This is a genomic window from Desulfovibrio desulfopostgatei (assembly GCF_053570645.1).
In genome coordinates this window covers 208,616-232,432 of the sequence record NZ_JBRBQS010000002.1, presented here as the reverse complement: position 1 = coordinate 232,432, position 23,817 = coordinate 208,616, and the positions used below count along the sequence as shown (strand labels likewise).

At 58.0% G+C, this 23,817-nt stretch carries 19 protein-coding genes; 13 read left to right on the top strand and 6 right to left on the bottom strand.

What is annotated here, in order from left to right; genetic code table 11:
• Positions 1-239: 239 nt before the first annotated feature.
• The gene (locus tag ACUZ9Q_RS00995; RefSeq protein WP_449247173.1) at positions 240-1,670 is read left to right on the top strand and encodes a LuxR C-terminal-related transcriptional regulator; all 1,431 of its coding nucleotides are present in this window, start codon (positions 240-242) and stop codon (positions 1,668-1,670) included.
• 77 nt (positions 1,671-1,747) lie between these two features.
• On the opposite strand, the gene ACUZ9Q_RS00990 is transcribed toward ACUZ9Q_RS00995, so the two are convergent.
• The 3 genes from ACUZ9Q_RS00990 to zraS form a co-directional block, all read right to left on the bottom strand.
• Positions 1,748-2,221 (bottom strand): rhodanese-like domain-containing protein, encoded by a 474-nt coding sequence (locus ACUZ9Q_RS00990; RefSeq protein WP_449247172.1) that lies wholly within the window; start codon positions 2,219-2,221, stop codon positions 1,748-1,750.
• Between the two features lie 333 nt (positions 2,222-2,554).
• Complete coding sequence (locus ACUZ9Q_RS00985; RefSeq protein ID WP_371740863.1) at positions 2,555-3,868, bottom strand: sigma-54-dependent transcriptional regulator; 1,314 nt, start codon at positions 3,866-3,868, stop codon at positions 2,555-2,557.
• A gap of 110 nt (positions 3,869-3,978) precedes the next feature.
• Entirely contained in the window at positions 3,979-5,502 is a 1,524-nt protein-coding gene (gene zraS / locus ACUZ9Q_RS00980; RefSeq protein ID WP_449247171.1) for a two-component system sensor histidine kinase ZraS, read from the bottom strand.
• 174 nt (positions 5,503-5,676) lie between these two features.
• Here zraS and ACUZ9Q_RS00975 point away from each other — a divergent pair, with 174 nt between their 5' ends.
• Complete coding sequence (locus tag ACUZ9Q_RS00975) at positions 5,677-6,138, top strand: periplasmic heavy metal sensor (RefSeq protein WP_022657578.1); 462 nt, start codon at positions 5,677-5,679, stop codon at positions 6,136-6,138.
• 306 nt (positions 6,139-6,444) lie between these two features.
• On the top strand, positions 6,445-6,939 hold the full coding sequence (locus ACUZ9Q_RS00970) for a Spy/CpxP family protein refolding chaperone (RefSeq protein ID WP_192112151.1): 495 nt from the start codon (positions 6,445-6,447) through the stop codon (positions 6,937-6,939).
• A gap of 379 nt (positions 6,940-7,318) precedes the next feature.
• Here the strand turns inward: ACUZ9Q_RS00970 and ACUZ9Q_RS00965 are convergent, their stop codons facing one another.
• Positions 7,319-8,443 carry a radical SAM protein gene (locus tag ACUZ9Q_RS00965; protein ID WP_308583901.1) on the bottom strand — a complete coding sequence of 375 codons (1,125 nt, stop codon included), beginning with the start codon at positions 8,441-8,443 and terminating at the stop codon, positions 7,319-7,321.
• Positions 8,444-8,789: 346 nt separating this feature from the next.
• On the opposite strand from ACUZ9Q_RS00965, the gene ACUZ9Q_RS00960 reads away from it, so the two are divergent.
• The 4 genes from ACUZ9Q_RS00960 (at position 8,790) to ACUZ9Q_RS00945 (ending at position 13,908) form a co-directional block, all read left to right on the top strand.
• The gene (locus ACUZ9Q_RS00960; RefSeq protein WP_022657574.1) at positions 8,790-9,077 is read left to right on the top strand and encodes an integration host factor subunit alpha; all 288 of its coding nucleotides are present in this window, start codon (positions 8,790-8,792) and stop codon (positions 9,075-9,077) included.
• A 314-nt stretch (positions 9,078-9,391) separates the two neighbouring features.
• A complete protein-coding gene (locus ACUZ9Q_RS00955) occupies positions 9,392-11,005 on the top strand; it encodes an MBOAT family O-acyltransferase (protein ID WP_449247170.1) in 1,614 nt (537 codons plus the stop codon).
• A gap of 15 nt (positions 11,006-11,020) precedes the next feature.
• Positions 11,021-12,250, top strand: a complete 1,230-nt coding sequence (locus tag ACUZ9Q_RS00950) for a hypothetical protein (RefSeq protein WP_297892864.1) — start codon at positions 11,021-11,023, stop codon at positions 12,248-12,250.
• 11 nt (positions 12,251-12,261) lie between these two features.
• Positions 12,262-13,908 (top strand): sel1 repeat family protein, encoded by a 1,647-nt coding sequence (locus ACUZ9Q_RS00945; RefSeq protein ID WP_308583906.1) that lies wholly within the window; start codon positions 12,262-12,264, stop codon positions 13,906-13,908.
• Positions 13,909-13,935: 27 nt separating this feature from the next.
• Here ACUZ9Q_RS00945 and ACUZ9Q_RS00940 read toward each other — a convergent pair whose 3' ends face one another.
• The gene (locus ACUZ9Q_RS00940; protein WP_449247169.1) at positions 13,936-14,814 is read right to left on the bottom strand and encodes a LysR substrate-binding domain-containing protein; all 879 of its coding nucleotides are present in this window, start codon (positions 14,812-14,814) and stop codon (positions 13,936-13,938) included.
• 103 nt (positions 14,815-14,917) lie between these two features.
• Here ACUZ9Q_RS00940 and ACUZ9Q_RS00935 point away from each other — a divergent pair, with 103 nt between their 5' ends.
• Together ACUZ9Q_RS00935 and ACUZ9Q_RS00930 are read left to right on the top strand one after the other, a co-directional pair.
• Positions 14,918-15,901, top strand: a complete 984-nt coding sequence (locus ACUZ9Q_RS00935; protein WP_449247168.1) for a TDT family transporter — start codon at positions 14,918-14,920, stop codon at positions 15,899-15,901.
• Positions 15,902-16,041: 140 nt separating this feature from the next.
• Complete coding sequence (locus tag ACUZ9Q_RS00930) at positions 16,042-16,797, top strand: sulfite exporter TauE/SafE family protein (RefSeq protein WP_449247167.1); 756 nt, start codon at positions 16,042-16,044, stop codon at positions 16,795-16,797.
• Positions 16,798-16,884: 87 nt separating this feature from the next.
• Here the strand turns inward: ACUZ9Q_RS00930 and ACUZ9Q_RS00925 are convergent, their stop codons facing one another.
• Positions 16,885-17,385, bottom strand: coding sequence for an AbrB family transcriptional regulator (locus ACUZ9Q_RS00925; RefSeq protein ID WP_192112144.1), 501 nt, complete (start codon positions 17,383-17,385; stop codon positions 16,885-16,887).
• A gap of 319 nt (positions 17,386-17,704) precedes the next feature.
• On the opposite strand from ACUZ9Q_RS00925, the gene ggt reads away from it, so the two are divergent.
• From ggt to ACUZ9Q_RS00905, 4 genes are all read left to right on the top strand, one after another.
• Positions 17,705-19,369 (top strand): gamma-glutamyltransferase, encoded by a 1,665-nt coding sequence (gene ggt / locus ACUZ9Q_RS00920; protein WP_449247166.1) that lies wholly within the window; start codon positions 17,705-17,707, stop codon positions 19,367-19,369.
• A 754-nt stretch (positions 19,370-20,123) separates the two neighbouring features.
• On the top strand, positions 20,124-21,293 hold the full coding sequence (locus ACUZ9Q_RS00915; protein WP_192112143.1) for an ABC transporter substrate-binding protein: 1,170 nt from the start codon (positions 20,124-20,126) through the stop codon (positions 21,291-21,293).
• Between the two features lie 354 nt (positions 21,294-21,647).
• Positions 21,648-22,562, top strand: a complete 915-nt coding sequence (locus ACUZ9Q_RS00910; protein WP_192112142.1) for a branched-chain amino acid ABC transporter permease — start codon at positions 21,648-21,650, stop codon at positions 22,560-22,562.
• Positions 22,563-22,575: 13 nt separating this feature from the next.
• On the top strand, positions 22,576-23,739 hold the full coding sequence (locus tag ACUZ9Q_RS00905) for a branched-chain amino acid ABC transporter permease (RefSeq protein WP_192112141.1): 1,164 nt from the start codon (positions 22,576-22,578) through the stop codon (positions 23,737-23,739).
• Positions 23,740-23,817: the final 78 nt, after the last annotated feature.

Genomic DNA, 23,817 nt, shown 5'->3' with positions numbered 1-23,817 from the left:
TTCTCCTGTCAATCCATATAGTTCTGTTGCAGCACTTCGCCGAAGTTTACTGAGGCCTCACGCTGAAAAAAGCTTTCGGGCAACTTTCCGCGAGGGCCAGATGGAATGATGCAATCAGTATCGAATAACACGTATACGAATTTGCTATTGACCCATAATAAATGTGGTGTTCTTTTAGGGGGTAGTGCAATTGCAACTGACTATCTGATGACAAGCCACGCTGACATTTCGGAGAACCAATGGAATCAGGCAAAAAGGGATTGCCAGTCATTTCCGGCATAGGCATTGCCAGCCTGCTGGCAGCCCAGTTTGTAATTTTTCTGGAAGGCCGGGGACTTGGCATTGTATCTTTTTCCCTGCAAAACGCGGTTGCCGGATTTTGCGGCGGCATAATTCTGGGTGGGCTGCTGTTTTCCACCTGGCTCCCCAAACGCTTTGGCGCCCCGTGCGCTGTGGCCTTGACCATGATGGGCGCACTGCTGTGGGCGGGCAGCATATTCCAGAACAATGCCATTTACTCTTACGGAGCCTGTTTCTGGGGCGGGGCGGTTCTGCCCCCGTTGCTCAAAAATTTCTTTGCGCGCAGTTCATCACCCGGTTTTCATCTGGGCGTTGCCTTTGCTGTTGGGGATTTTTTCTGGCTGTTTTTATACATCTTTCCCCTTTCAGATGAATCGCTGCAATGGCTTATGCTGTGCCTTCAGTTCGTGAGCGGCGGCATGGCGGCCACTTGCCTGTTCAAAGAGCAACCGCCAGCAGAAGGCTTGGAAGTTGTGCGCAAGTCAGACAAACTGACAGTAATTTCACTCAGATACCTGACTGCCATCGCCTTTATATTTTTTCTGCTAAACGCCTTTATTGACATCACATTTTACAGAGTTCACAGCCAGGCCTTTCCCATCCCCGCCCAGGTGCACCTGTATACGTGGCTGGCCTATCCCATTGTTGGCCTGCTGATTGACAAGTACGGCACGGACATGCGCCTGTTACTCTTCTGCATTGGCGGGGTAATTTTATCCCCGACCCTTGTGATCATCACAGAGGGAACAGTCATCTACTGGATCATTTATGTGATTGATCTTGCGTGCCGTGGCATTGCGCAATTGTACTTTCTGCTAGTTTTCGATCAGATCGGAAGGCACTCTCCCCGGCGCGGCCTGATTTCTGCCATTCCTTACCTTGCAATGCTTATGGCTTTTTTGTGCGTATACCGCTTTGTGGAGCACTTTCCCGGTACAGTGCCGGTTGCATTCTGGTGCCTTTTTCTCACTACGGCCTTCAGCTATGTCAGCTCCCGCATCCAGTACGCCCTGACGCTTTCCGGGGTATCAAAAACGCCCACAGCGGACGGCGAAGACAAAACAGAACACAAAGCCTTCACCCCGCAGGAATCACACAAAAGCGAACGCTGCCGGGCAGACAGCATCGCTGATTTTGCCCTGACATACGGTATTTCTTTGCGCGAACGGGATGTTTTGTGTCTGATTCTGGAGGGGTGCGATACGTCTGCCATTTGCGGTCGGCTGCATATTTCTGAAAACACGCTCAAAACCCACATTCGGCAAATATTGCGCAAGACGGAAACGCGAAACAGAAACGCTCTGCTGGTACTCTTTTTCAATGAAGAAAATATGGAAAAAGAAGCAGAGGCGCGGCTTGAGAGTTTTTAGCCTTCAGGTTCTCAGGCAGTCAGGGCAGCGGGCCTTATTTCTGTAGCGTGCTGTCGCGACGACAGGCGGGCTTGTCCTTACTGGCCCGACTGACCTTCTTTCTGCAAAAATGAAAAATGCAACTGCCCCGCTGCGTAACGGACATTGTTGATGTCTGGGCGCAACCGCCTGAACAGCTTGTATGCCTGAAGCGCCCTGTAGCCATACTGACAGTGCAACAGCACAGCAGAATCCTGCGGAATATTTTTTACCAAATGCTGAAAAGCATATAGTGGCATGTTAACGGCGTTTGGAAGATGCCCATCTGCAAATTCTTTTTGACTGCGCACGTCGATAATAATCAATTTTTCCGTCTTTAAAACATATTCACGAGCCGCTTCTGGCGACAAGGCCATTGACTCACCCGCGCTGTTGCTCGTTGGCGCTGAAAATTTCCAATAAATACATGTTTCCGCACATGCAATAACAAGCAGAGCTGCAATAATTTTCAGTAGCCGCCTTGTTCCATCAGTACCATGATACAAGGCAATGCCGTCTCCTGTTGTTCTCATTGAAAACCTCTCTCCAACGCCTTACCGCGCGGCATTCATCAGTGCAACTCGCCATTTCCATTGCTTTTCAGGCCAATCACCCAAAAACGACCTCAGAGGGGCACGCCGTCAGGGTGCAAAACCCGCCCGCCATCCGCAACTGATGCTCGGAGGGGTGTTATACACTTCTTCCTTGCCCACGCGCAAAAGAATTCAGAACCCACATTCGTCTAGTGATCGGAGGAATTTTGTGCGCTGACAAGGCCCGCAAGGGGAGACACAGGGAGTGGACGTTCGGTCCTTGACCGATGCCGCCTCCGCAGCGGAACGCCGTCAGCGCGCAAAAGACCCCGATCACTCAAGGCCGTACTTGCGGAGCTTGTTATGCAGAGTAGCCCTCGTAATTCCCAACTGCCGGGCCGCCTCGCTCTTGTTGTCGCCTGTCTGGCGCAGGGTTTCCTCAATGGCGCGACGCTCCACGGCATCCAGGGGCAGACCTGCCAGGGAGGCGTCCACCTCGGGCTGGCGTTCGTCGGGCAGGGCGGGGCCAGTGACCACAGAGGGCAATTCGCGCTCGGTGATGAGGTCGCCGTTGCAGAGAATCACGGCGCGTTCCACGGCGTTTTCCAGTTCGCGCACATTGCCGGGCCAGTTGTAGCGCAGCATGCAGGCCAGCGCCTGCGGCGAAAATCCGCGCACGCTTTTGCGGTTGCGGCTGGCAAAGCGCTCCAGAAAATGCGCGGCGAGCACGGGAATATCCTCGGCGCGGTCACGCAGGGGCGGCACTTCAATACAGATGACGTTGAGGCGGAAATATAGATCCTCGCGAAAACGCTTTTGGGCCACTTCTTCGCGCAGGTCGCGGTTGGTGGCCGCCAGTATGCGCACATCCACGGTTATGGCGGCATCGGCCCCCACGCGTTGCACCTCGCCCTGCTGCAAGGCGCGCAACAGCTTTGACTGAAGGGTAAGGGGCATCTCGCCGATTTCGTCCAGAAAAAGCGTGCCGCCGTTGGCTTGGGCAAAGCGCCCCTCGCGGCGGCGATCCGCGCCGGTGAACGAGCCCTTTTCGTGCCCGAACAGTTCGGATTCCAGCAGGTTTTCGGCCAGGGCCGCGCAGTTCACCGTTACAAGCGGTTTGTCCGCTCTGGCGCTGGCGCAGTGCAGGGCGCGGGCCACCAGTTCCTTGCCAGTGCCGGATTCGCCGGAAATGAGCACCGTGGCCTCGGTAGGGGCAACAGTGGCGATAATTTCCTGCATGGCGCGGATGGAGGCGCTACGGCCAAGGATGCCGGGGCGCGCGGCGGCATCGCTGAGCTGACGGCGCAGCTCACGGTTTTCCACACTGAGACGCGAATGCTCAATGGCTTTTTCAAGCGTATGCCTGAGAGCTTCAAAATCCAGCGGCTTGACCAGATAGTCGTATGCGCCGAGGCGCAGGGCCTCCACGGCAGTTTCCACTGATGAATAGGCCGTCATGAGCACCACGGGCAGAGCCGGATTATATTCAAGAATGTTTTTGAGCGCGTGGATGCCGTCCATGCGCGCCATGCGCACGTCAGTCAACACGGCGTCAAAGGATTTTTCGCGAACCAGAGGAACGGCCTCGTCGCCGTCCGTGGCTTCTTCCACAGCATATCCCCAGGAGCGCAGCATGGTGCGCAGCATGCCGCGGTGGGCATCGTCATCGTCTACAACCAGTATGCAGTTGCTCACCGTATCCTCTCTTTATGCTTGGCAAAAACCTGAAATCCCGGGCCGCGCCGCAGCCGCGCAGGTTATTTTTTACGATTGTCCTGCGCCACCGCGCCTTCCGCCGCGCGGGGCAGCCAGATGCGGAACGTGGTTTCCCCGCGGCGCGCAGTTTGCGCCGGGCGCGAGGTAACGCTGATTTCGCCGTCGTGGGCTTCCACAATCTTGTGCACCATGGCAAGCCCCAGCCCCGTGCCTTGCCCCTTGGTGGTATAGTAGGGGTCAAAAATATGCGGCAACTGGCTGGCCTCAATACCTGTGCCGTTATCGCGCACCATAAGGCACACGCGCCCTTTGCGCTCCACAATGGCAAGCGTGAGCTGCCCGCCCTCGGGCATGGCGTCCAGAGCGTTGAGGCAGAGGTTCAACAGGGCCTGCCCCATGCGTTCGGGGTCGGCCAGGGCCAGCGGCACCCGCCGGGGCGAACGGCAGACAATCTTGACATCGCGTTTGTCCGCATCCTGATGGATAAGGCGCGTCACGTGATCCACCACAAGCTTGAGATCAGTAGGGTGCGGGCTCACATCGCTGGGACGTGAAAGTCCTATAAGATCCATAATTACGCGATTGAGCCGGTCAACCTCGTGTACCATCACATTGGCGGCCTCGCGGTCTTCGCTTCCTTCGGGAAAGCGCTGGCCGAAGTAGGTGGCGTAGCCCTTGATGGAGCTGAGAGGATTGCGGATCTCGTGCGCAACCCCTGCGGCCAGATTGCCCACAGCGGCCAGCTTTTCCTTGCGGCGCACTTCTTCTTCAAGCCTGCGCACCTTGCCCTCGGCCATGCGCTGCCGCTGGCGCGACTCCCGCGCCCGCTCGGCATAGTACAGGGCCACCAGGCAGGCCAGGCCCACCAGCAGGGTCACTGCGGCCAGCATGGCAACGTAGTCCCGGTTCTGGCTGCGCGTTATTTCAAAGGGCGAAAGATCAAGGCCGAGAAAAATCACCGGCAGCGGAAAGCCCCTTGGCAGATCGCGTATACCCGGCGAAAATTGCCTGTACACGGCAAACACGCGCCGCCCCTCCATGCGCATGATGCCCCAGTGGGGCAGCATGTCGGGGGCAAGGTCGCGCATGGTGGCCTCATCGGCTTCGTGCGAACCCACCTGCAAAATTTCACCAAGCCGGGCAGGGTTGCTGTGCGCCACAATGGTGCCGTCAGGCATGGTCACGGCCACAAAAACAATGCCGGGGCTTTCGCCCATTTCTTCCAGCAGCACCTGAAGGCGGACGCCAGCCTCGCTGCGCATGCCCGAACGCAGGATGCTCTCAAAGGCGATGATCAGCGATGAACCCTTTTCCGCCAGCAGGCGGGCCATGGCGGCCTCGCTGCGGTCAATGGAAATAAGGGTCAGCAGCGTTACCATGAGGGCCAGCACAACGGCGGCCCCGCCCAGCAGCAGGCCGAGCGGCGTATGCGCGCCAACAGCGGCGGCCTGCGCTGTCCGCGACTTATCTGTGGAGATTGCGGGGCTTGTGGAGTTTGCTGCGGCTGCGCCCTGTTGCGCAGCTTCCTGTCCGTTTTTTTCAGCCGTGCTGTTTTCCATATTCATACGGCACACTCTGTATTGCGCGCGGCACCGCCAGAGGCGCACCACGAGTAAAAAAATTTGCACGCTTTTTGCAATAAATTATTCATTCCTCGTGCCCACAAAGCCGGGAATCTTGCCACCCCGCTCAGTGATTGGTATGAGAGCGGGACGAGTTTATTCTTCAGAAGGTCTTTTATGATGAAACCCCTTCTTTCCCTTTGTGTTTTGGCCAGTCTGTGCCTCCCCCAGCCAACGGCGGCGGATCAGACCGACTATGCGGAATATACACCTTCGCCGGGAAGCCCCGCAGCCAACCACGCCGCAGATATGCGGACATGGCTGCAACAGCTTTCGCCCGCGCAACGGGCCAAAGCCCAGGCCGTCATTGACGAATACTCCCCCAAGGTGAACGAACTGCGCAAAAGCATCATGCTGAAAAAAAACGAGCTTGCCCACCTGAGCTACAACCAGACCACCTCGCCGGAAACGCTGCCCCGTCTGGGGCATGAATTACAGCAATTGCGAGATGAACTGCGCGCCCTTCTGCAACGAGCAGACCAGCGAATGGGTACTGAGGTAGGCGTTCCGCTTGGCAGCCCGCAAACGCGCGGGTGCAGCATGGAATATCCCGGTCTGTCCACTTCCGCCAGCAAATAACCGCGACAATCTGCTCGCAGCAACACGCGTCCGCCCTCAAGGCGGGCGCGTTTTTTATTCAACTTTGCCCGACAGCCCCTGTAAGAAAATTATGCAGATGTACAAATTTTATACAGAGACAATGCCCGAATGTATAAAAAACATACGCTTCTCTGCCCGCAGGCGCAACGGCCGCGGGAGATAACACATTAACAATCTAGTTTTATTAAATAAAATATAGTTGGCACACGCATTGCTATATAGCAATCAAACGTTGCAGGAACAACGAAACCATATACGAGAAAAAAGACTACGAGGTAGCCTTCCATGAAATCCAAAAACATCGCCATCGCAGCCATACTTGCAGCAACTCTGATGGGTGGCGCCATAACCGCCTACAGCCAGCCTGGCCCCGCAGGCGATATGCCAGAAGGCATGCGGGAAATGGGCGGCTGCATGGGTGAAATGCCCTGCCCCGGAATGCAAGGACACGGCATGATGGGACGTGGGGCGTATACCCCCGAACAACAGCAGAAGTATGATGCCATTGTGGCCGAGTTCGTCAAACAGATGGAACCCGTAAAGGACCAGATGTTCATCAAGCGACAGGAGCTGCGCGCCCTGCAAAATGCCTCCAACCCCGATATTGCGGCTGTGCGCGCCACTGCCACCGAATTGCTGCAACTCAGAAAGCAGCTCGGCCAGATGCACGAAACCATGACTCAGCGTCTTGAAAAGGAAGTGGGCAAGCCTGCCGTTGCCCCCATGCCCAAAAAGGACGCCCCCGCTGCGGCGAAACATCAGCACGGCGCGGCCCAGTAACCACTAATCAACCGAAATTGCCGCTCCCAACTCGTCCGCCTAAGGCGGTTGACATATACAGGATCACTGAGAACAAATTTCCGTCCTGTCCCCTACCCCCAAGGGGGGCATCACGGAGCCTCCAAGAACCTCCTCCTTTGAACAGAACCTTATAACCATCAACACCCTCCCTCCCTTCTCGGCCGCCGGTTCCCCCCCGGCGGCCGCCTCCTTTTCCAGAGCTGACAACAAACGCACAGAACCCGCCGCAAAGCGGGTTCTGTGCGTTTTGCCCTGCGCGACGTCACTCTGGTCGCGCTTGAATTTTAGTAACTGAGCGTGGGGAAAAACCTTTTTACAAAAGGCGTCTCCCTGCAAAACATTTCGCTTCCAACCAGACCTAGATAAATACAAGCTGCGGCGAGGTGTTATCGTCAAAAGATACCGTGCGCAGCCCCAGCGCCGCCCATCTGGCGCGCAGTTCTCCCTTTGCGCCCCAAAAGAAACCCTGGGCTGACCGGGGTAGCTGCAAATCAAACTGCGCGGCTGGTGTTGCCGCATTCTCGCCAAGCAGTTCCCTTACCGCCAACAGCAAGGCACGCCCCTTGACCCTGCCGCCAAGTTCCCTGTCCACCGGCCCGGCAAGCACGGCACTCTCCAGCCCCGGCTCCGGGGCAAGGCCCATACGGATCACGGGCACGTTGGCCCGTGCTGCCACGAGCCATCCGTGGGCAAGGCTTTCAAGTGTATCCTCCAGCGGCCAGGGTTTGTAGCTCCCATCGCGCCACATGGCGGCAAGGCCCGTTCCTTCAAGCACAAGACAGGGATAAAACCGCAGCATCTGCGCGCCCACAGCCAGGGCCGCTGGCACATCGTCCATAAAAAACTGCGGGCTATGCCCCGGCATGCCGGGCAGGAGCTGCACCACCAGCTTGAGGCCAGCAGCCCGCACAAGAACGCAGGCCGCCTGGGCAGTGCCGCCGGTATAGCCCCGGCGGGAGGCGGCAAGCGCACTATCGGCAAAGCTCTGCACGCCCAGTTCCACCACACCGCAGCCTGCGGCGCGCAACCGCTCCAGTATTGGGGCATCCACCCTGTCCGGGCGGGTTGAACAGCGGAAGGAACGTATCCAGCCTTTTTCCTGCGCTTCGCAGGCCAGATTGAGGCAGGCGGCCATATCCTCCTCCGGTAATGCGGTGAAAGTGCCGCCGTAAAATGCCAGCTCCGCCGCAGGCTGCCCGCTTTCATGGCGCAGGCGCAAACTCTCCCGTGCGGCGAGCAGCAGACCCTCCACACTTGCGGCGCGCGAGCCCTCCGCCAAATCCGGATTTTGGCAGTCGCCAACGCCAGTCTGCACGTCCTGCGCGCAAAAAACACAGCGCACAGGGCAGCCCCTGAATGGTAAAAAAACCGGCACAACGGCCTGCCGAGGTTCCGCACCGCGCTGCAGCCATGCAAAATTCAGCGGCACCGGGCGCTCTTTGCCTCCAGTCTGCGATGAGGTCTGCGCAATATTCTGAGCCATATTCATATTAGCTCCATGGTCATGCAGTGCGGCGGGCACAGATTCACAGCAGGCATCCGCGGAATGAGCTTGTCTATAAAAGGGCGAAGAAATGTCCATAAGGGTCATGGACAAAAACTTTTTTTTGGGGGGCATAGGGGGCTCGCTGACTGTGAAACGGTATGTAGAGCGCATTGGACGGAAAATGACATGCAGGCGATTTTTTTAAAAAAACCTTGCTCTGTCTGTAAGTTGCGTGTATTTTACACAAAAGTTCCGTTTGTGTGAAGCTGACAAACATTGCTGCGGGGCATTAGGAACACTGGGTTCCACTCAGCCATACCAGCGCACTGCGCCGGAGAGCACTATGAAAAAAACACTGACCAAAGCGGACATCGTGGAGGCCATCTACGAAGAAACGGACAAAAACCGCGTAGATGTCAAGAACGTGGTAGAAAAACTGCTGGAGATCATGAAGGTCGCCATCAAAAAAGACCGGGCCCTGCTTATCAGCGGCTTCGGCAAGTTTGAGTGTTATGACAAGGCCTCCCGCAAGGGCCGCAACCCCAAGACAGATGAAACCATCACCCTGCCGCCGCGCAAGGTTATGGTGTTCCGCCTCTCGCGCAAGCTTCGCGCAGAGCTGAACCCCTAGGCAAGCTCGGAGCCTCGGCAGCCTTGGCATGCCGGTGGGGGCGCGTGTGACGCGTTTCTTGTCGTGCGCGCTTTTTCTTTGCCATTTGGCCTACAAAAAATGCACAGCCCGGCACGGCAGACATGCATGCCGGGCTTGAGCAACCGCCTTGCCCTGCTGTGCGGAACGCAAGGCAGCACTGGGGATCAAAGCAGGATGCCCGCATTTCAGCGGCTCAGCCGCAGAGTACGAAGCATCCCACACTGCAAACTCGGAAGAATTCAGGCTGACGCCAGCGCGGCGGGCATGTCCACGCCGTCCAACGGGAGTCGCACATGCTTTTCAACTCGTACACATTCCTTTTCGCCTTTCTACCCCTGCTGCTGGTGTGCTGGCGGCTGGCCCAGGGCTACGGCCCCACGGGTCTTGCCCTGGTGCTGCTGGCTTTTTCCGTAGTATTTTACGGTTTGTGGGGTTTGCCCTTCCTGATTCTGCTGGCTGTGATTCTGGGCATGAACTATGCCTTTGCCCTTGCCCTGGCAGCGCCGGAGCCAGAGCAGAAACAGGATGCCGCCCCCGCTGAAAACGCGGAAGGCGATGACGAAAAGGCCTGCCTGTGCGGTTCGCGCAAACAGGCTGGCTGCCGGTTCCACCTGAGCCGCAAGGGCCTGCTGGTTCTTGCCCTGGTGCTCAACCTGCTGCCCCTGCTGTGGTTCAAGTACTCCGCCTTTCTGGCCCAGAATCTTGGGGCGCTGCTGCATGCGCAGTGGCATTTCACCCCGCCCGGGCTGCCCCTGGGTATTTCTTTTTATACCTTCATCCAGATCGCCTGGCTTGTCAGCGTATACCGCGGGCAGGTCACGCCGCAGGGCTTTACGCGGCATGCGCTGTTCTCCGCCTGCTTTCCCTATGTTATTTCCGGGCCAATCGTGCGCTATGAGCAGATAGGCCCGCAGTTTGACACCCTTGCGCCAGCCACTGCGGAGAATCTGGCTCAGGGTTTCACGCTTTTCACCATCGGCATGGTCAAAAAAGTTCTGCTGGCCGACAGCATTGCCCTGTACGCCGACTCTGTATTCAATGCGGCGGAAAAGACCTTTCCGCTCAGCGGGGCCGAGGCGTGGCTGGGTTCTCTGTGCTATACCTTCCAGCTGTATTTCGACTTTTCAGGCTACACGGACATGGCCATTGGCCTTGCCCTCATGCTGGGCCTCAGGCTGCCTGAAAACTTTGACTCGCCCTACAAATCCACAGGCATTGTGGACTTCTGGCGGCGCTGGCACATCACGCTCAGTTCGTGGCTGCGCGATTTTCTGTACATCCCCCTTGGCGGCAACCGCAAAGGGCGGCTCATGCAGTACCGCAACCTGTTTCTGACCATGCTGATCGGCGGCGCGTGGCACGGCGCTGGCTGGACCTTTATTGTCTGGGGCGCGCTGCACGGTTCCATGCTGGGCATCAACCACTTTTTCCGCGCCTGCATCAAGGGCAAGACGCTGGAGCGCGTGCTGGCCCTTGCGCCTCTGCGCATCTGCTCCATCCTGTTTACATTTTTCTGCATCAACCTGTGCTGGGTTGTGTTCCGCGCGCTGACAATTGAAGGCGCAGGCCGCATGTTCAAAGCCATGTTCACAGGGCCGTTTACGCGTGAAGCGGCGGGCCTGAGCGCAACAACCGACGGGCTTACGGGCTTTGCCGCCCTGGTGGCCCGCTGGCTGCCCAACAACTACATTCAGGGATGGGTTCCCTTTGCCCTGCTGCTGGTGAGTTTTCTGGTGGTCTGGGCGCTGCCCAACAGCCATGAGATTCTGCACGGCAGACGCGATGGCAGCCGCCCGCGCCTGAGCTGGCGGCCCACAGCCACCTGGGCTACGGGGCTGGCCGTTATGGCCTTCCTCACCCTGATTCTGGTTTCGCGCAAGGCGACCTTCCTGTACTTCCAATTTTAACCACGCGTGAACGCCATGAACAACACAGAAACCGCCTTTTTGAAGCGTTATTTTCTCGTGCTGCTGGGCCTTGTCCTGGCGGGATGCCTGCTGGCTGTTCCCTATACCGCGTGGTGGCTGCACAGCAGCGGCGACGTGGCCGTGGAACGGGCCGTCGCAGAACAGTCCAAGGGGAACTTTGCCGTGTTTGGATCCGGCGTTTCCCAGGATTTTGTGGACTACAAACTGCAACTCTATGCCAAGGTGAAGCCTGAGATCGCCGCCGTGGGTTCCTCGCGCGTCATGCAGTTCCGCGGCGCATACTTCCGCAAGCCCTTCCTCAATGTGGGCGGCACGGCGGGCAATCTGCCCGTGCTGCGCTCCACCATCGACGCCATGCTGCGCATTCACAAGCCGGATGCCATCATCATCGGGCTGGACTTCTGGTGGTTCATGCCGCAGTGGAATGCCGACCCATTCAAGGAAGAACCGCCCACCAGCGGGTCGTACAACTACGGATTCGACAGCCTCAAGAAACCCTGGACATGGCTGCTTGAAGGCAAAATTTCGTTCAGGGACTTTATCGCCCCCATGTTGCCGCAGTCCATGGGCGGATTCCGCAACGCCCGTTACGGCATCATGGCCCAGCAGTACAACGACGGCTTTGGCTCTGACGGTTCCTGGTATTATACGGGTGAAAGCACAGGGCAAAAGCGGCCCTTTGACTACCAGTTCGAGGACACCCTCAAGCAGGTACGCTACGGCACCAAAGCCTTTTTCCACGCCAAGCCGCTGGCTGACAGCCGCGACCCCGGCGGCATCAGCAGCGCCCATCTGGACGCCTTTGCAGAAATTTACTGCCGGCTCAAGGCCAGAGGCATTGCCACCTTTGTTTTCATTTCGCCCCTTTCTGTCCGTGTGCTTGACGCCATGCGCGAACGGGAGGCCGATTATCCGCACCTCTTCAAACTGCGCGACGCCCTGCTTGCCCGTGGCATTGACGTTATGGAATTTACCGACCCGCGCACCTTTGCTTCCGGCGACTGCGAGTTCTTTGACGGCTTCCACGGCGGCGAAGTCACCTACGCGCGCATGCTACGTGATATGGCCGACCGCTGGCCCGCCTTGCTGGCTTACGTGAATATGGATAGAATCAATGCCACCTTGCGCGACTGGCGCGGCTATGCCCTGGTGCCTGACGAGCGCCTGACAAGCCGCCCGGAAGTGGACTTTATGAATTTTAACTGCCCCAAACGTAAACCGTAAGGAACACCAGCATGTTTCTTCGATGGGGCGCGGTTTACAGCCGCGCCCATCTTATTTCAGCCATCCGGGCCGTATTCGTGTACAGCCTGTGCGTGTCCCTGGCGCTGCCGGGCGGCGCGGCTTTTGCCGCGTCAGACTCCGTTTTTGTTCAGGGTACTGGCGCGCCCAACGCTCCAATTGGTGGGAGCAATGCGCCCAGCCCCAACGGCATGGGTGGGCAACCCTTCGGGGGCGGTACTTCGCCCACGCTTTCGCAGCCAATGCCAGCAGCGCCAATACAGACGCCTACTGTTCAGGTGCCTACCGTGCAAACACCCACGGTGCAGACCCCAAACGTCGCAGCGCCATCCGTGCCCACGCCGCAGCAGGTCAACCCCCTGAACGCACCGGGAGCGCACGCCCCTGCTCAGGCCCAGCAACCGCAGGCTCCTGCGGCACAGGGCGCATCTGCCCCCGCCGCTCCTGCCCAGCCCGCAAGCCCTGCCCTTGAAGCGCCCAAAAAGCCAGAAGCTCCAGTGAAGGAAAAGGGCTCAAAAAACCGCAGAGATAAAAAATCAAAAAAGGGCAAGAAGGAAGCGGCCGCCGAGCAGGAAAAAAATGCGCCTGCAGTGGAAAGCGCCCCCACCAAGGCACCAGTGCCTGTTCCGCAAAGGACTTCGCCGCCCACGCAGGCGGAAGAAGCCGCAACAGCCTACGCCAAGGGCGATTATGCCACCGCGGAAAGCATCTGGAGCAAACAGGCCGAAGCGGGCGATGGGCAGGCCATGAACAACCTTGGCGTGCTTTATGACCTCGGGCAGGGGGTGGAGCCTGACCTGGGCCGCGCCCTGCACTGGTTTGCAGAATCAGCCAAGACCGGGCACCCCTCGGGCATGAGCAACTACGGGCGCATGCTGGAACAGGGACGCGGCATAGAACCCAACCCCGCGGAAGCCGCGCGCTGGTTTGATCTGGCGGCGCGGCAGGGCCAGCCTGAGGCCCAATATAATCTGGGCATGCTCTATGAGCTGGGGCGCGGGGTACAGCAGGATTTCACTGCGGCGGCGGCATGGTACAGCCGCGCAGCCGCGCAGCAGCAAACCGAGGCTCTGTTCCGCCTTGGGCATTTTTACCGCATCGGGCAGGGCGTGACCAAGAACCCCTCGCGGGCGGTGCTGCTGCTTTATGCGGCGGCCATGAACGGCGATGCCAACGCCATGAAAGAACTGGAAGATATGGCCCGCGCCGAACCTTCGCGCCCCGAGGCCGTTCTGTTTGGCCAGCGGCTCGACAATACCGACAGAAATTCCATGCGTGAAGCCCTGCGACAGTACGGAGCAACCGTTATCCGCGAGGATGACGCCTATATCTGCGACCTGTACGATGCCGCCAAGGTTGCCCCCGGCGCGCGCCAGATGGCGATCTGTTACGGCCCCGGAAAACCCGGCCCTCTGGGATTTCTTGAGCTGGATTACACCGCGCCGAACAATACGGTGGAGGGCATGATCCTCAAGATGGTCACTGACCGTTTTGGCAAGGCCTCGGCCGGGGAAGGCGATGACGCCCACCTCTGGAATCTGGGTTCTGTGGTGGTTGCCACGCGCTATGAGCCTACGCGCGGGCAGTTGAGCCTCATGTACATGGTTCCCCGCGTGTACCACCTGACGCGCCAGCGGTAGCCCACATAAGGGGCTCTTTGCGCAGCGCTATCTGCTGAGCGGCGACCACGCCCGGCAAAAGCGGATAAACGTATCCATGCCCGCAGAATGGTATTTCGACTCGTGCCAGCAAAGAGAAAATGTGCGTGAAAACGTCTGCGTCAGCCGGATTATTGAAAAACGGCTGCTGAAGCCTGGCAGCTCGGCCATGAGCCGTGAAGCAAAGGTGATGCCCAGCCCATGCTCCACCATGCCCAGCACCGCCTCGGTGGAGCTGAGGCTCAGGGCCACGGTATAGGGCGCAATGAGCGAGCCTAGGGTGTGCGCAAAAAAGGCCCTCGTGCCGGAATCCGGCTCCCTCAGAATCCAGCGCTGGCCTGCCAGCTCTTCCGGCGCGTGGGCCTTGCCGTCCGCCAGAGCATGCCCCTTGCACGCCACCACTGCCATTTCATCCTTCAGCCATTCCTCTGCCACCATGTCGGTCCGATGCTGCTCGCCCTCCAGCAGCACCACATCCAGAACATAGCCTTCCACCAGTTCAAGCAGGCGGTTGGTGTTGGCTATCTGCGCCTTGGGCAGCCAGCCGTGATCCTTTTCAAAATCGTGCATCAATTGCGGCAGCAGATAGTTGCCAATGGTCTTGCTGGCCCCAATGCTCAAAAAGCAGGCCCCGCCAGCCTGAAACGTCCGCTCGATGGCCTCGGCCCTTTGCAGCATTTCATCCGCCAGCGGCCACAGGCGCGCACCCTCATGATTCAGCCGCAAATGCGGGTGTACCCGGTCAAACAGGCGCACGCCGAGGTGCCGCTCCAGTTCCTGCAAGGCCTGGGAAACCGCGCCCTTGGTCAGAAACAGAGCCTCTGCGGCCTGTGTGAGGTTCTGAAACCGCGCCACAGCCAGAAAAACCTGCAATTGCTTGAATGTCATATCATCGTTTAATTTTTTTATATATTACGTTAAATTCATTTCGATTTTCTTAATGCCTGATCCATGGCAAACATGCAAGCAGACCACAACCAAGGATAGTTCCATGTTGCAGAATGTTCGCAATTTCTTTCGCGCTGTTCCCACGCCCCTTGCGGGGCTGGCCCTTGGCATTGCCAGCCTGGGCATCGGGCTTGAAAAAAGCCTGCCCCTCCACAATTTCGCACAGGTGTTTGGCGCGCTGACATCCATGACGCTGATTCTGCTGCTGGCGGGCAAATTTGCCATGAACCCAAGGCTGCTGCTCGAAGAACTGCGCCATCCCGTGCTTGGCAGCATTTTGCCCACCACCTCAATGGCCCTGATGCTGCAATCCAAGAGTCTGAGCATTCTGGATGCGCGGGCGGCCCAGTGGCTCTGGCTGTTTGCCGTGGCCCTGCATCTCTGCCTGTTGCTGGCCTTTGTAGCCTTCCGGGCACGGCAGTTCAGCCTTCACCACATGCTGCCGAGCTGGTTTGTACCCTTTGTTGGCATCAGCGTGGCGGCCATGACGGTTCCCGGCCCGGCCTACTACCAGCTTGCCTATGGTCTGATGGTTTTTGGCATGGTCAATTACGCGACCCTGCTGCCTGTCATGTTGTATCGCCTCATATTTTCCAGGGAAATCGAAGACGCATCCAAGCCCACCATCGCGGTGCTTGCCGCTCCGGCCAGCCTCTCGCTGGTAGCCTATCTGAGCCTTGAGCCAACCCCCTCCCTGCTCCTGTGCAGCCTTTTGCTCGGGGTGGCGGTGCTGATGACCAGCATCATCTATGTTGCCTTTTTCAAACTGCTGCGTTTGCCCTTCAGCCCCGGCTTTGCGGCCTACACCTTCCCCATGGCGGTGGGTGCAACAGCGCTGTACAAGGTTTCCGAACTGCTGGCCGCGTACCCGGCAACGCTGGAGTACGCCCTGCAACTCAAGGTGCTGGCAGTGCTGGAAATGATTGTCGCCACCCTGGTTGTGGCCTATGTGTGCTGGCGCTACCTGATCTTTTACGTTCGGGCGTGGGATACGCTGCTGCGCGCGCAAAGGGCGGCGCACGCCTGACCCGCCGGGCGGGGAAAAATACCCTTGCGCCCCACACACGGTAGAGCTAGCCTGCCAGAACTGCGCGGCGATTTCTGCCGCTGCATGTAATTGCTCAACTTTACGCCGCCCGTGGAGGCGGCCCGTGCAGCAGGTGATCTATGCTTGTTTTTGCCGCCATGCTTTTGTTGGGGATATTGCTGGGCTTTGTGGGCGCTGGCGGCGCTGGGGTTATGATCACCATGCTCAGCGTGGGCTTTGACATCCCCATGCAGGTCGCCCTTGGCACCTCGCTCGCGGCCATGGCTTTTACGTCCCTCTCAGGCTCCATCAGCCACTTTCGCGAGGGCAACGTCAACCGCAGGCTGGGCTTGCTGCTGGGCGCGTTTGGCGCCGCCGGGGCCTTATGCGGCGCGCATATTTCGTCCGGGCTTGCCTCCGCCACGCTCAAACCGCTGACTGGCGTGGTGCTTATGCTCTCCGCCTTCCTCATTTATCTGCGGGTCTTTCACCCTGCCAATCCGCTGTTCAGCTTTCGTTTCACCAGCACCCGCGGCGTGAAGTTCTGGCTGCTGACAGGCATGGTGGGCGTATTCAACGGTCTGGTTTCCGGGGCTTGCGGCGTGGGGGCAACGCCCTTTATCCAGATGACCCTGCTGATTATCTTCAATGTGCCGCTCTATCAGACCGTAGGCACAACCATGCTGGTCATTCTGCCCATCGCAGCCTTTGGCAGCCTGGGGTTTCTCGCCGCCGGGCATCTGGATCTTGTGCTGTTCCTGCAGGTTCTGGCTGGTCAGGTCATCGGCGCGTATGTGGGTGCAAAGTTTACCCGCATGGCTCCGCAATTGCTGCTCAAAGGCTGCATGGTGGCGCTGCCGGGGCTGGGCGGTCTGATTCTGCTGCTCGCCCGCTAAAAAGCCCCCGGCGGAATCCGACGGAGGCTCAATGTCTGTGGCGGTCAGCGCCCCCCATGCGCAGGGCAGATGCCGGTCATTGACCTATTACTTCACTAAATAAGACAGCATCTTGGCAACAATGGGCGAGAGCAGCACAATGGCATAGATGCGCACCAGATGATAGACCATCACCATGGGGGCTTCTGCCCCTGTGCCGCCGGAAAGCGCCACCACAGCGTTGAATCCTCCAGGGCTGGTCGCCAGATACGCTCCGCCCACAGAAAGCCCGCCCCAGCGCACGGCAATCCAGGTGCACAAAAGCCCCGCCATCAAAATGATGCCCGTTGAAAGCAGCATCATGGGCCAAGTGTCGCGCACGGCATCGAGCATACCGGGATTATACATGTTGCCCACAAGCACACCCACGCACCCGTAAACAATAAAGCGCACCCAGTGCGCCATGTCGGGCGAGGTAATGGAACCGCAGCTTTTGAAAATCACCACGGCGATCATGGCCCCGGTCATGGCCCCGCCGGGCAGATGAAAACGGTCAAAAACAAAGCTTCCTGCAAGCCCCACGGCAAACAGCATTATTGTTGTCCCCATATCGTGTCCTTCGCGCCGCGCAGAGCGCGGCTGCCTGCTGATCTGTAGCCGCACCTGCGCGGCGTCAGACCTGCTTACGCCCTTTTTTGCCCCCCCTCAATGAGGCTTGCACGGCATACCCCGACAGGTTTTGGGCAAAATCTTGCGCCTGATTTTCATCTTTTGGCAGGGATGCAGCATCGGTTTGACGTGCCGCGCCCCCGCCGCTAGTCTGCTGCAAGGCCACGGATTATCCCACTGCATGCCATGGGGGCTTCAAGGATTTGCACCCTGCTGGCGGCATCCATGTGACACCTAGCCACCCCACACAGGAAGCATCATGAATTTTGCATCCAGCCCCTATGCGGAAACGGAATCCCAGCGTTTTGACCCCATGACCACGCGGGGAATGGTTACATCTCCTCACTATCTTGCCACCCAGGCAGGCGTGGATATTCTGCGCAAGGGGGGCACCGCCCTCGACGCCGCCGTTGCAGTAGCGGCAGTGCTGGCCGTTGTGTACCCGCAGATGTGCAGCATCGGCGGCGACAACTTCTGGCTGGCGCACGAGGCAGCGACAGGCGCGCTGCACGGCATCAACGCCTGTGGCCGCTCTGGCGAAAATGTCACGCGGGATTTTTTTGCGCAAAAGGGCCTTTCGTCCATTCCCCTGCGCGGGCCGCTGGCTGCCTGCACTGTGCCCGGTGTGGTTTCTGGTTGGGATGCCGCCCATGCACTCAGCCGGTCATGGGGCAGCCCTCTTGCTCTTGGCGACCTGCTGCAAGAGGCCATCAGCCTCGCGGCAGAAGGTTTTGCCGTAACGCCCTCTCTGGCCCACTGGCTGCATGAGGACTGCAAGCCTGATCCCACGGGTTATCGGCAATTGCAGCGGTTTCCCGGCTTTGCCCATACTTTTTTGCCCACCGGCGCACCCCCGCAAACAGGGGCTGTGCTGCGCCTGCCCGACCTTGCCGCTACTCTTGGCCTCATCGCCAGCGAGGGCGCGCGCGTATTTTACGAAGGCGAACTGGCCGACCGCCTGACCCGCTGGCTCTCGGACAACGGCGGTCTGCTCACTGCGCGGGATTTCGCCGCACATCAGGCAGAAACCGTCACGCCCCTGCGTGTGCGCTACCGGGGCCTTGAGTGCTGCAACCTGCCGCCCAATACCCAGGGTCTGGCTTCGCTCTCCATACTCAACATCCTTGAGCATCTGGATATCCAAGGTATGGGCGAGGGCAGCGCCGCATACCTGCATGCCATAGTCGAAGCCACCAAGCTGGCCTTTGCCGATCGCGATGCTTATGTGACCGACCCGGACTTTGCCGACATTCCTGTAGATTATCTGCTTTCTCCGGAGCATGGGCGCGAGCTTGCCAGCCGCATTGACCCTGCCCGCGCCCTCAACCCCACCGCCCCATTGGAACCCAAGGGCGATACCTGCTGGTTTGGCGTGGTGGACGCTCAAGGCAACGCTGTTTCTGCCATCCAGAGCATTTTTCACGACTTTGGCGCTGGCCTTGTGGCTGGCGATACGGGCATCTTGCTGCAAAACCGGGGCAGCTTTTTTTCGCTTGATCCCGCCCATATTAACAGACTTGAACCGCGAAAGCGCACCATGCATACGCTCAACCCGCCCATGCTGCGCAAGGACGGCAAGCCATGGCTCGTTTACGGCACCATGGGCGGCGAGGGCCAACCTCAAACCCAGGCGGCCATAGTCACCCGAATGGTAGATTTTGGCCTGAGCCCGCACGATGCTGTGGCCGCGCCGCGCTGGCTGTATGGCCGAAGCTGGGGCCTGCCAGTAAACAACCTCCGGCTCGAAGGCCGCTTCAGCCCGCAATTGGCCGAAGCCCTGACCAAACAGGGGCACTCGGTTGAACGCATTGCAGACTTTAGCGATCTGATGGGCCATGCCGGGGCCATTCTTTGTGATCAGGATACCGGGGTGTTGTTTGGAGCAACTGATCCGCGCAGTGACGGGCTGGCTGCTGGTTATTGACCCAGGCAATGCAGGTAATCTTTTTCTGTGGCTTTTACCGCTGAATCGTGCTTATATACCGCAGGTTTTTTAGGCCTGTCGGGCTGCTCTGTCTGGTCTGACGCCACGCGGAAGCGGCGCAGGAAGCGTAGCTGGCGGCAGAGCTGCTAGCAGGGGTTCCTCCGCTTCCGGCAAGGGCGTGAGGGCAAGGCCTACCAGTCCGTAGAATAAGGTAACAAATTGAAATTATTTTATATTTTAGATTTTTTTGGAGACCTCACGGAATATTAAGCCACAACAACTCCGCAAAATCGACAAAAAAGTATTTTTTACTTTAAAAACAATTTTACAATATTAACAGTAAGTTATCTATTCAGACGATATCCTTTTCTCGTCGCCAAGCTGGTGCTCACAACCAGAATCCCTGATGGACTGAAAAGCAGCCACACGGGCAACTCAAAAAAACTTTTTAAATTCAGCATATTGTGAAACTGCTCCACAAAAAAATCTGACAGCCCCCTCCAACACGGTATCATATTTGACTTGCGATACCACATATGCGACAAGGTTCATGCTCTGGTTATCGTTTTATTTTTTCACTGTTTTGTAGTGTTTACGCGCAAAAAGTTACCAAAACGTATTTTTTGTGCCGCTAAATTTTACAAACTATGTTCATTTCCAATAACTTAGCAAAACGGAATAATTTTTGCTTTGTTCAGCCTTACCGTATTTTTGGTACACCCCTGTAACTGCACATAAAACTCGGGAGGCCTTCATGAATTTGCTGAAAGTAGCGTCAGTTTGCGCCCTGTCTCTCTTTGTGGGGCAAGCGGCCATGGCCGCAGAAGCTCCGATCAAAATCGGGTTCCCCATCCCGCTTACCGGTGAAATCCCCAAGGTGGGCGAAGGTTCCAAGTATGCGGCTGAAATGCTGAAGGAAGAGATCAACGCCAAGGGCGGGCTGAAAGTGGGCGACAAGATGTACCCGCTTGAATTCATTTATGAAGACAATGAATCCAAACCCGAGTCTGCCGTTAACGTGACCCTGAAGCTCATTGAGCGCGACAAGGTCATGGCCATCGTTGGCCCCCAGTCTTCGCGTCAGGCCGTGCCTGCGGGCGCTGTTGCCAATGACGAGCAGGTGCCCATGATCACCCCCTGGTCCACCAATCCCGACGCCACCAAGGACCGCCCCTGGGTCTTCCGCGGAGCCTTCCTTGACCCCTTCCAGGCTCCTGTGGCCGTGGACTTCACCACCAAGAAGTTCAACGCCAAAAAAGCCGCCGTTCTGTTTGAAGTATCCAACGACTATTCCAAGGGCCTTGCCGACAACTTCAAGGAAGCCTTTGAAAAGACGCACGGCAAGGGTTCTGTGGTGGCCATGGAATCGCACGGCCCCAAAGACCAGGATTTCTCTGCCCAGCTGACCAAGATCATCGCGGCAAAGCCCGACTTCATTTTTGTGCCTGAAAACTACAGCTTTGCGGCCCTTATTGTGCCTCAGGCCCGCGACCTCGGTTACAAGGGCCCCTTCATGGGTTCCGATGCCTGGGGTTCCGCCGAGCTCTTCAACCTCTGCGGCAAGGACTGTGTGGACCAGTTTTTCTCCACCCACTACACCGCCGAGGGCGCGACCGGCAAAACCAAGGAATTCATCGACAAGTACAAGGCCAAGTACGGCTATGTGCCTGACGACGTTGCCGCTCTGACCTGGGACTCCATCAACATCGTGCTTCAGGCCATCCAGAAGGCCGGCAAGATTGACCCCGACCTCAAGAAAGAACGCAAGATCATCCGCGACAACATGGCTGGCATGGCCAACTTTGACGGCATCACCGGCAGCATGAAGTTTGACGAAAACCGCGACCCCATCAAGTGTGCGGTTATTGTGCGCGTGACGGAAACCGGCGCGTTCGCCTTTGTGGAATCTGTCTGCCCCAAATAGCAGACATCAGCAGGTAATTGGCACTGCCGCGCGGCCCAACCCACAGGGGGCCGCGCGGCGGCAAAACATCCGCTGCGGATAAAAACTGCGCCACAGATCAGATCGATATTTTTTGCCTTTGGCTGAGTCCCGGTACGAAGAAGGAATATTTTTGCGCTTTTTGGCTTAAAAGCATGCAGAGGTAAGGCTTGCCTTGCGTTGCTGGCGTAAGCCACCCGCAAATTACCCTTGGGGCAAAAGGATTTTCGCCTGAACGGGCGGTTCAGGGGCCGCAAACGCGCACTGCCGCTCAGAAATTGAAAAAAAGCGCCACAGGATTTGCACACTGTAACCGTCAGCATTTTTGGGTAGCCTATGGACTTTCTGCTGCAACAGACCCTCAACGCCTTGCAATGGGGCAGCTTTTACGCCCTCATCGCCCTGGGCTACACCCTGGTTTACGGGGTGCTGCGCCTCATCAACTTCGCCCACGGCGACATTTTTATGGTTGGGGCCTACATTTCCTTTTTTGTGGCCACGTATCTGGTTTCTTCCGACGGGCTTGGCCTTTCAAAGCCAATGACCCTGTGGCTGACCATTGTGCTGACCATGGGCCTCACGGCTCTGGTGGGCGTTACGCTTGAGCGCATTGCCTACCGGCCCCTGCGCCGCAAGGGCGCGCACAGGCTCTATGTGGTCATTACCGCACTGATGTGCGGCCTTATTCTTGAAAACGGCAACCTTGCCCTGCTCGGCGCCACCAAGCGCAAGCTGCCAGAGCTTATCGACAAGGCCGTATATTCCATCGGGCCGCTGGTCATCACCAACCTGAAAGTATGGGTTATTGTGGCTGCGGTGCTGGTGTTCCTGTTCTTGCAGACCATTGTCACGCGCACCAAGGTGGGCATGGCCATGCGTGCGGTTTCCTGGGATCGCTTTGCCCTGCCGCTCATGGGCATACCGCTCGACAGCGTCATTGTGGTCACCTTTGTGCTTGGCTCGGGTATTGCCGGGCTTGGCGGCATGCTGTTTGCCATGTGCTACCCCAACCTTGAGCCATACATGGGCGCCATGATCGGCTGGAAGGCCTTTATCGCGGCGGTTGTGGGCGGCATTGGCGACATACGCGGCGCATTTGTGGGCGGCTTTATGCTGGCATTTGTAGAAATCATGGTGGTGGCCTTTTTGCCGTCCACCTACATGGATCTGTTTTCCTTCACCATCCTGCTGCTCATCCTGTGGGTGCGGCCCACGGGCATTTTCGGCATGCCGCAAACGACCAAAATCTAGCCGGAGTGTCTGAATGCTGCCTCTTTTTGTACAAACGGTTCTCGCGATTCTGGGCGTGCTCTGCTTCGGCTATGCCATCAAACGGGTTGTCAAACAGAAGAAGATAGACTGTCTTCTGTTCCTGATCGGCGGGCTGGTGCTTGTTTTTGCCGAATACTTTTCGTGGATTGACGGCTACTGGCTCTCAGTCATCAAGTTTATGGGCCTTAACGTTATTTTTGCCACCAGCCTGAACCTTGTGAACGGCTACATGGGCGAATTTTCCTGTGGTCACGCGGGCTTTATGTGCGTGGGGGCCTATGTGGGCGGGCTTATTTCCATCATTCTGTTCACCAAGAACAAGATGCTGGGCGCTCCCCTGCTGCCGCCCGAGCTTGCGCCCCTGCTCTTTCCCCTGGTGCTTGCCGCAGCGGGCGGCGTGGCGGCCCTCTTTGGCCTGCTGGTGGCCCTGCCCTCGTTCAAAACCCGCGACGACTATCTGGCAATCATCACCATTGCCGCCAACTACATCATCATTTCGCTTATCATCAATATCGACTTTGTGGGCGGCCCACGCGGCCTTACGGGCATGCGCGGCGTGGTGCGCGCCATGGAGAGCGTGGCCGACATACCCTGGATGATGATCTGGATGCTGCTTGGCGTGATGATCACCACCATGATGTTGTACCGTCTGGTAAACAGCACCCTGGGCAAGGGCATACCTGCGGTGTGCCAGAACGAAGTTGCCGCTGAGATCATGAGCGTCAACACCAAGAAGGTGAAGCTCGTGGCCTTTATGGTTTCAGCGGGCATTGCCGGTGTGGCGGGCGCGCTTTACGCGCACATGTTCAGCTCCATTTACGCCAACAGCTTTGGCATCATGAAGTCCACCGAGGCCATGGTCATGGTGTATCTGGGCGGCATGGGTTCGCTTTCCGGCTCGGTGCTGGCAGCCGTGATGTTTACCCTGCTGATCGAGCTTTTGCGCTTCGCCCTGCCTGCCATGAGCGATTTGGCCCACATGCTGCCCTTTGTGCCCAATTCGTTCAACATCAGCCAGGAATGGAAGTGGGTCATCATCCCGCTGATTCTCATTCTGCTTATGCAGTTCAGGCCCGAGGGCCTCTTGGGCAACAGGGAGCTGACCGATGTGTTCCCCAAACTGAAACGGCTGGTAAGCTTCGGCAAGCGCGACTAAAGCAATTGCCGGCCCCAGGGCGGCGCGTCCTGAAAGCGCCATTGATGCAGATACAACCAGAACGAGTGGGGGCTGACC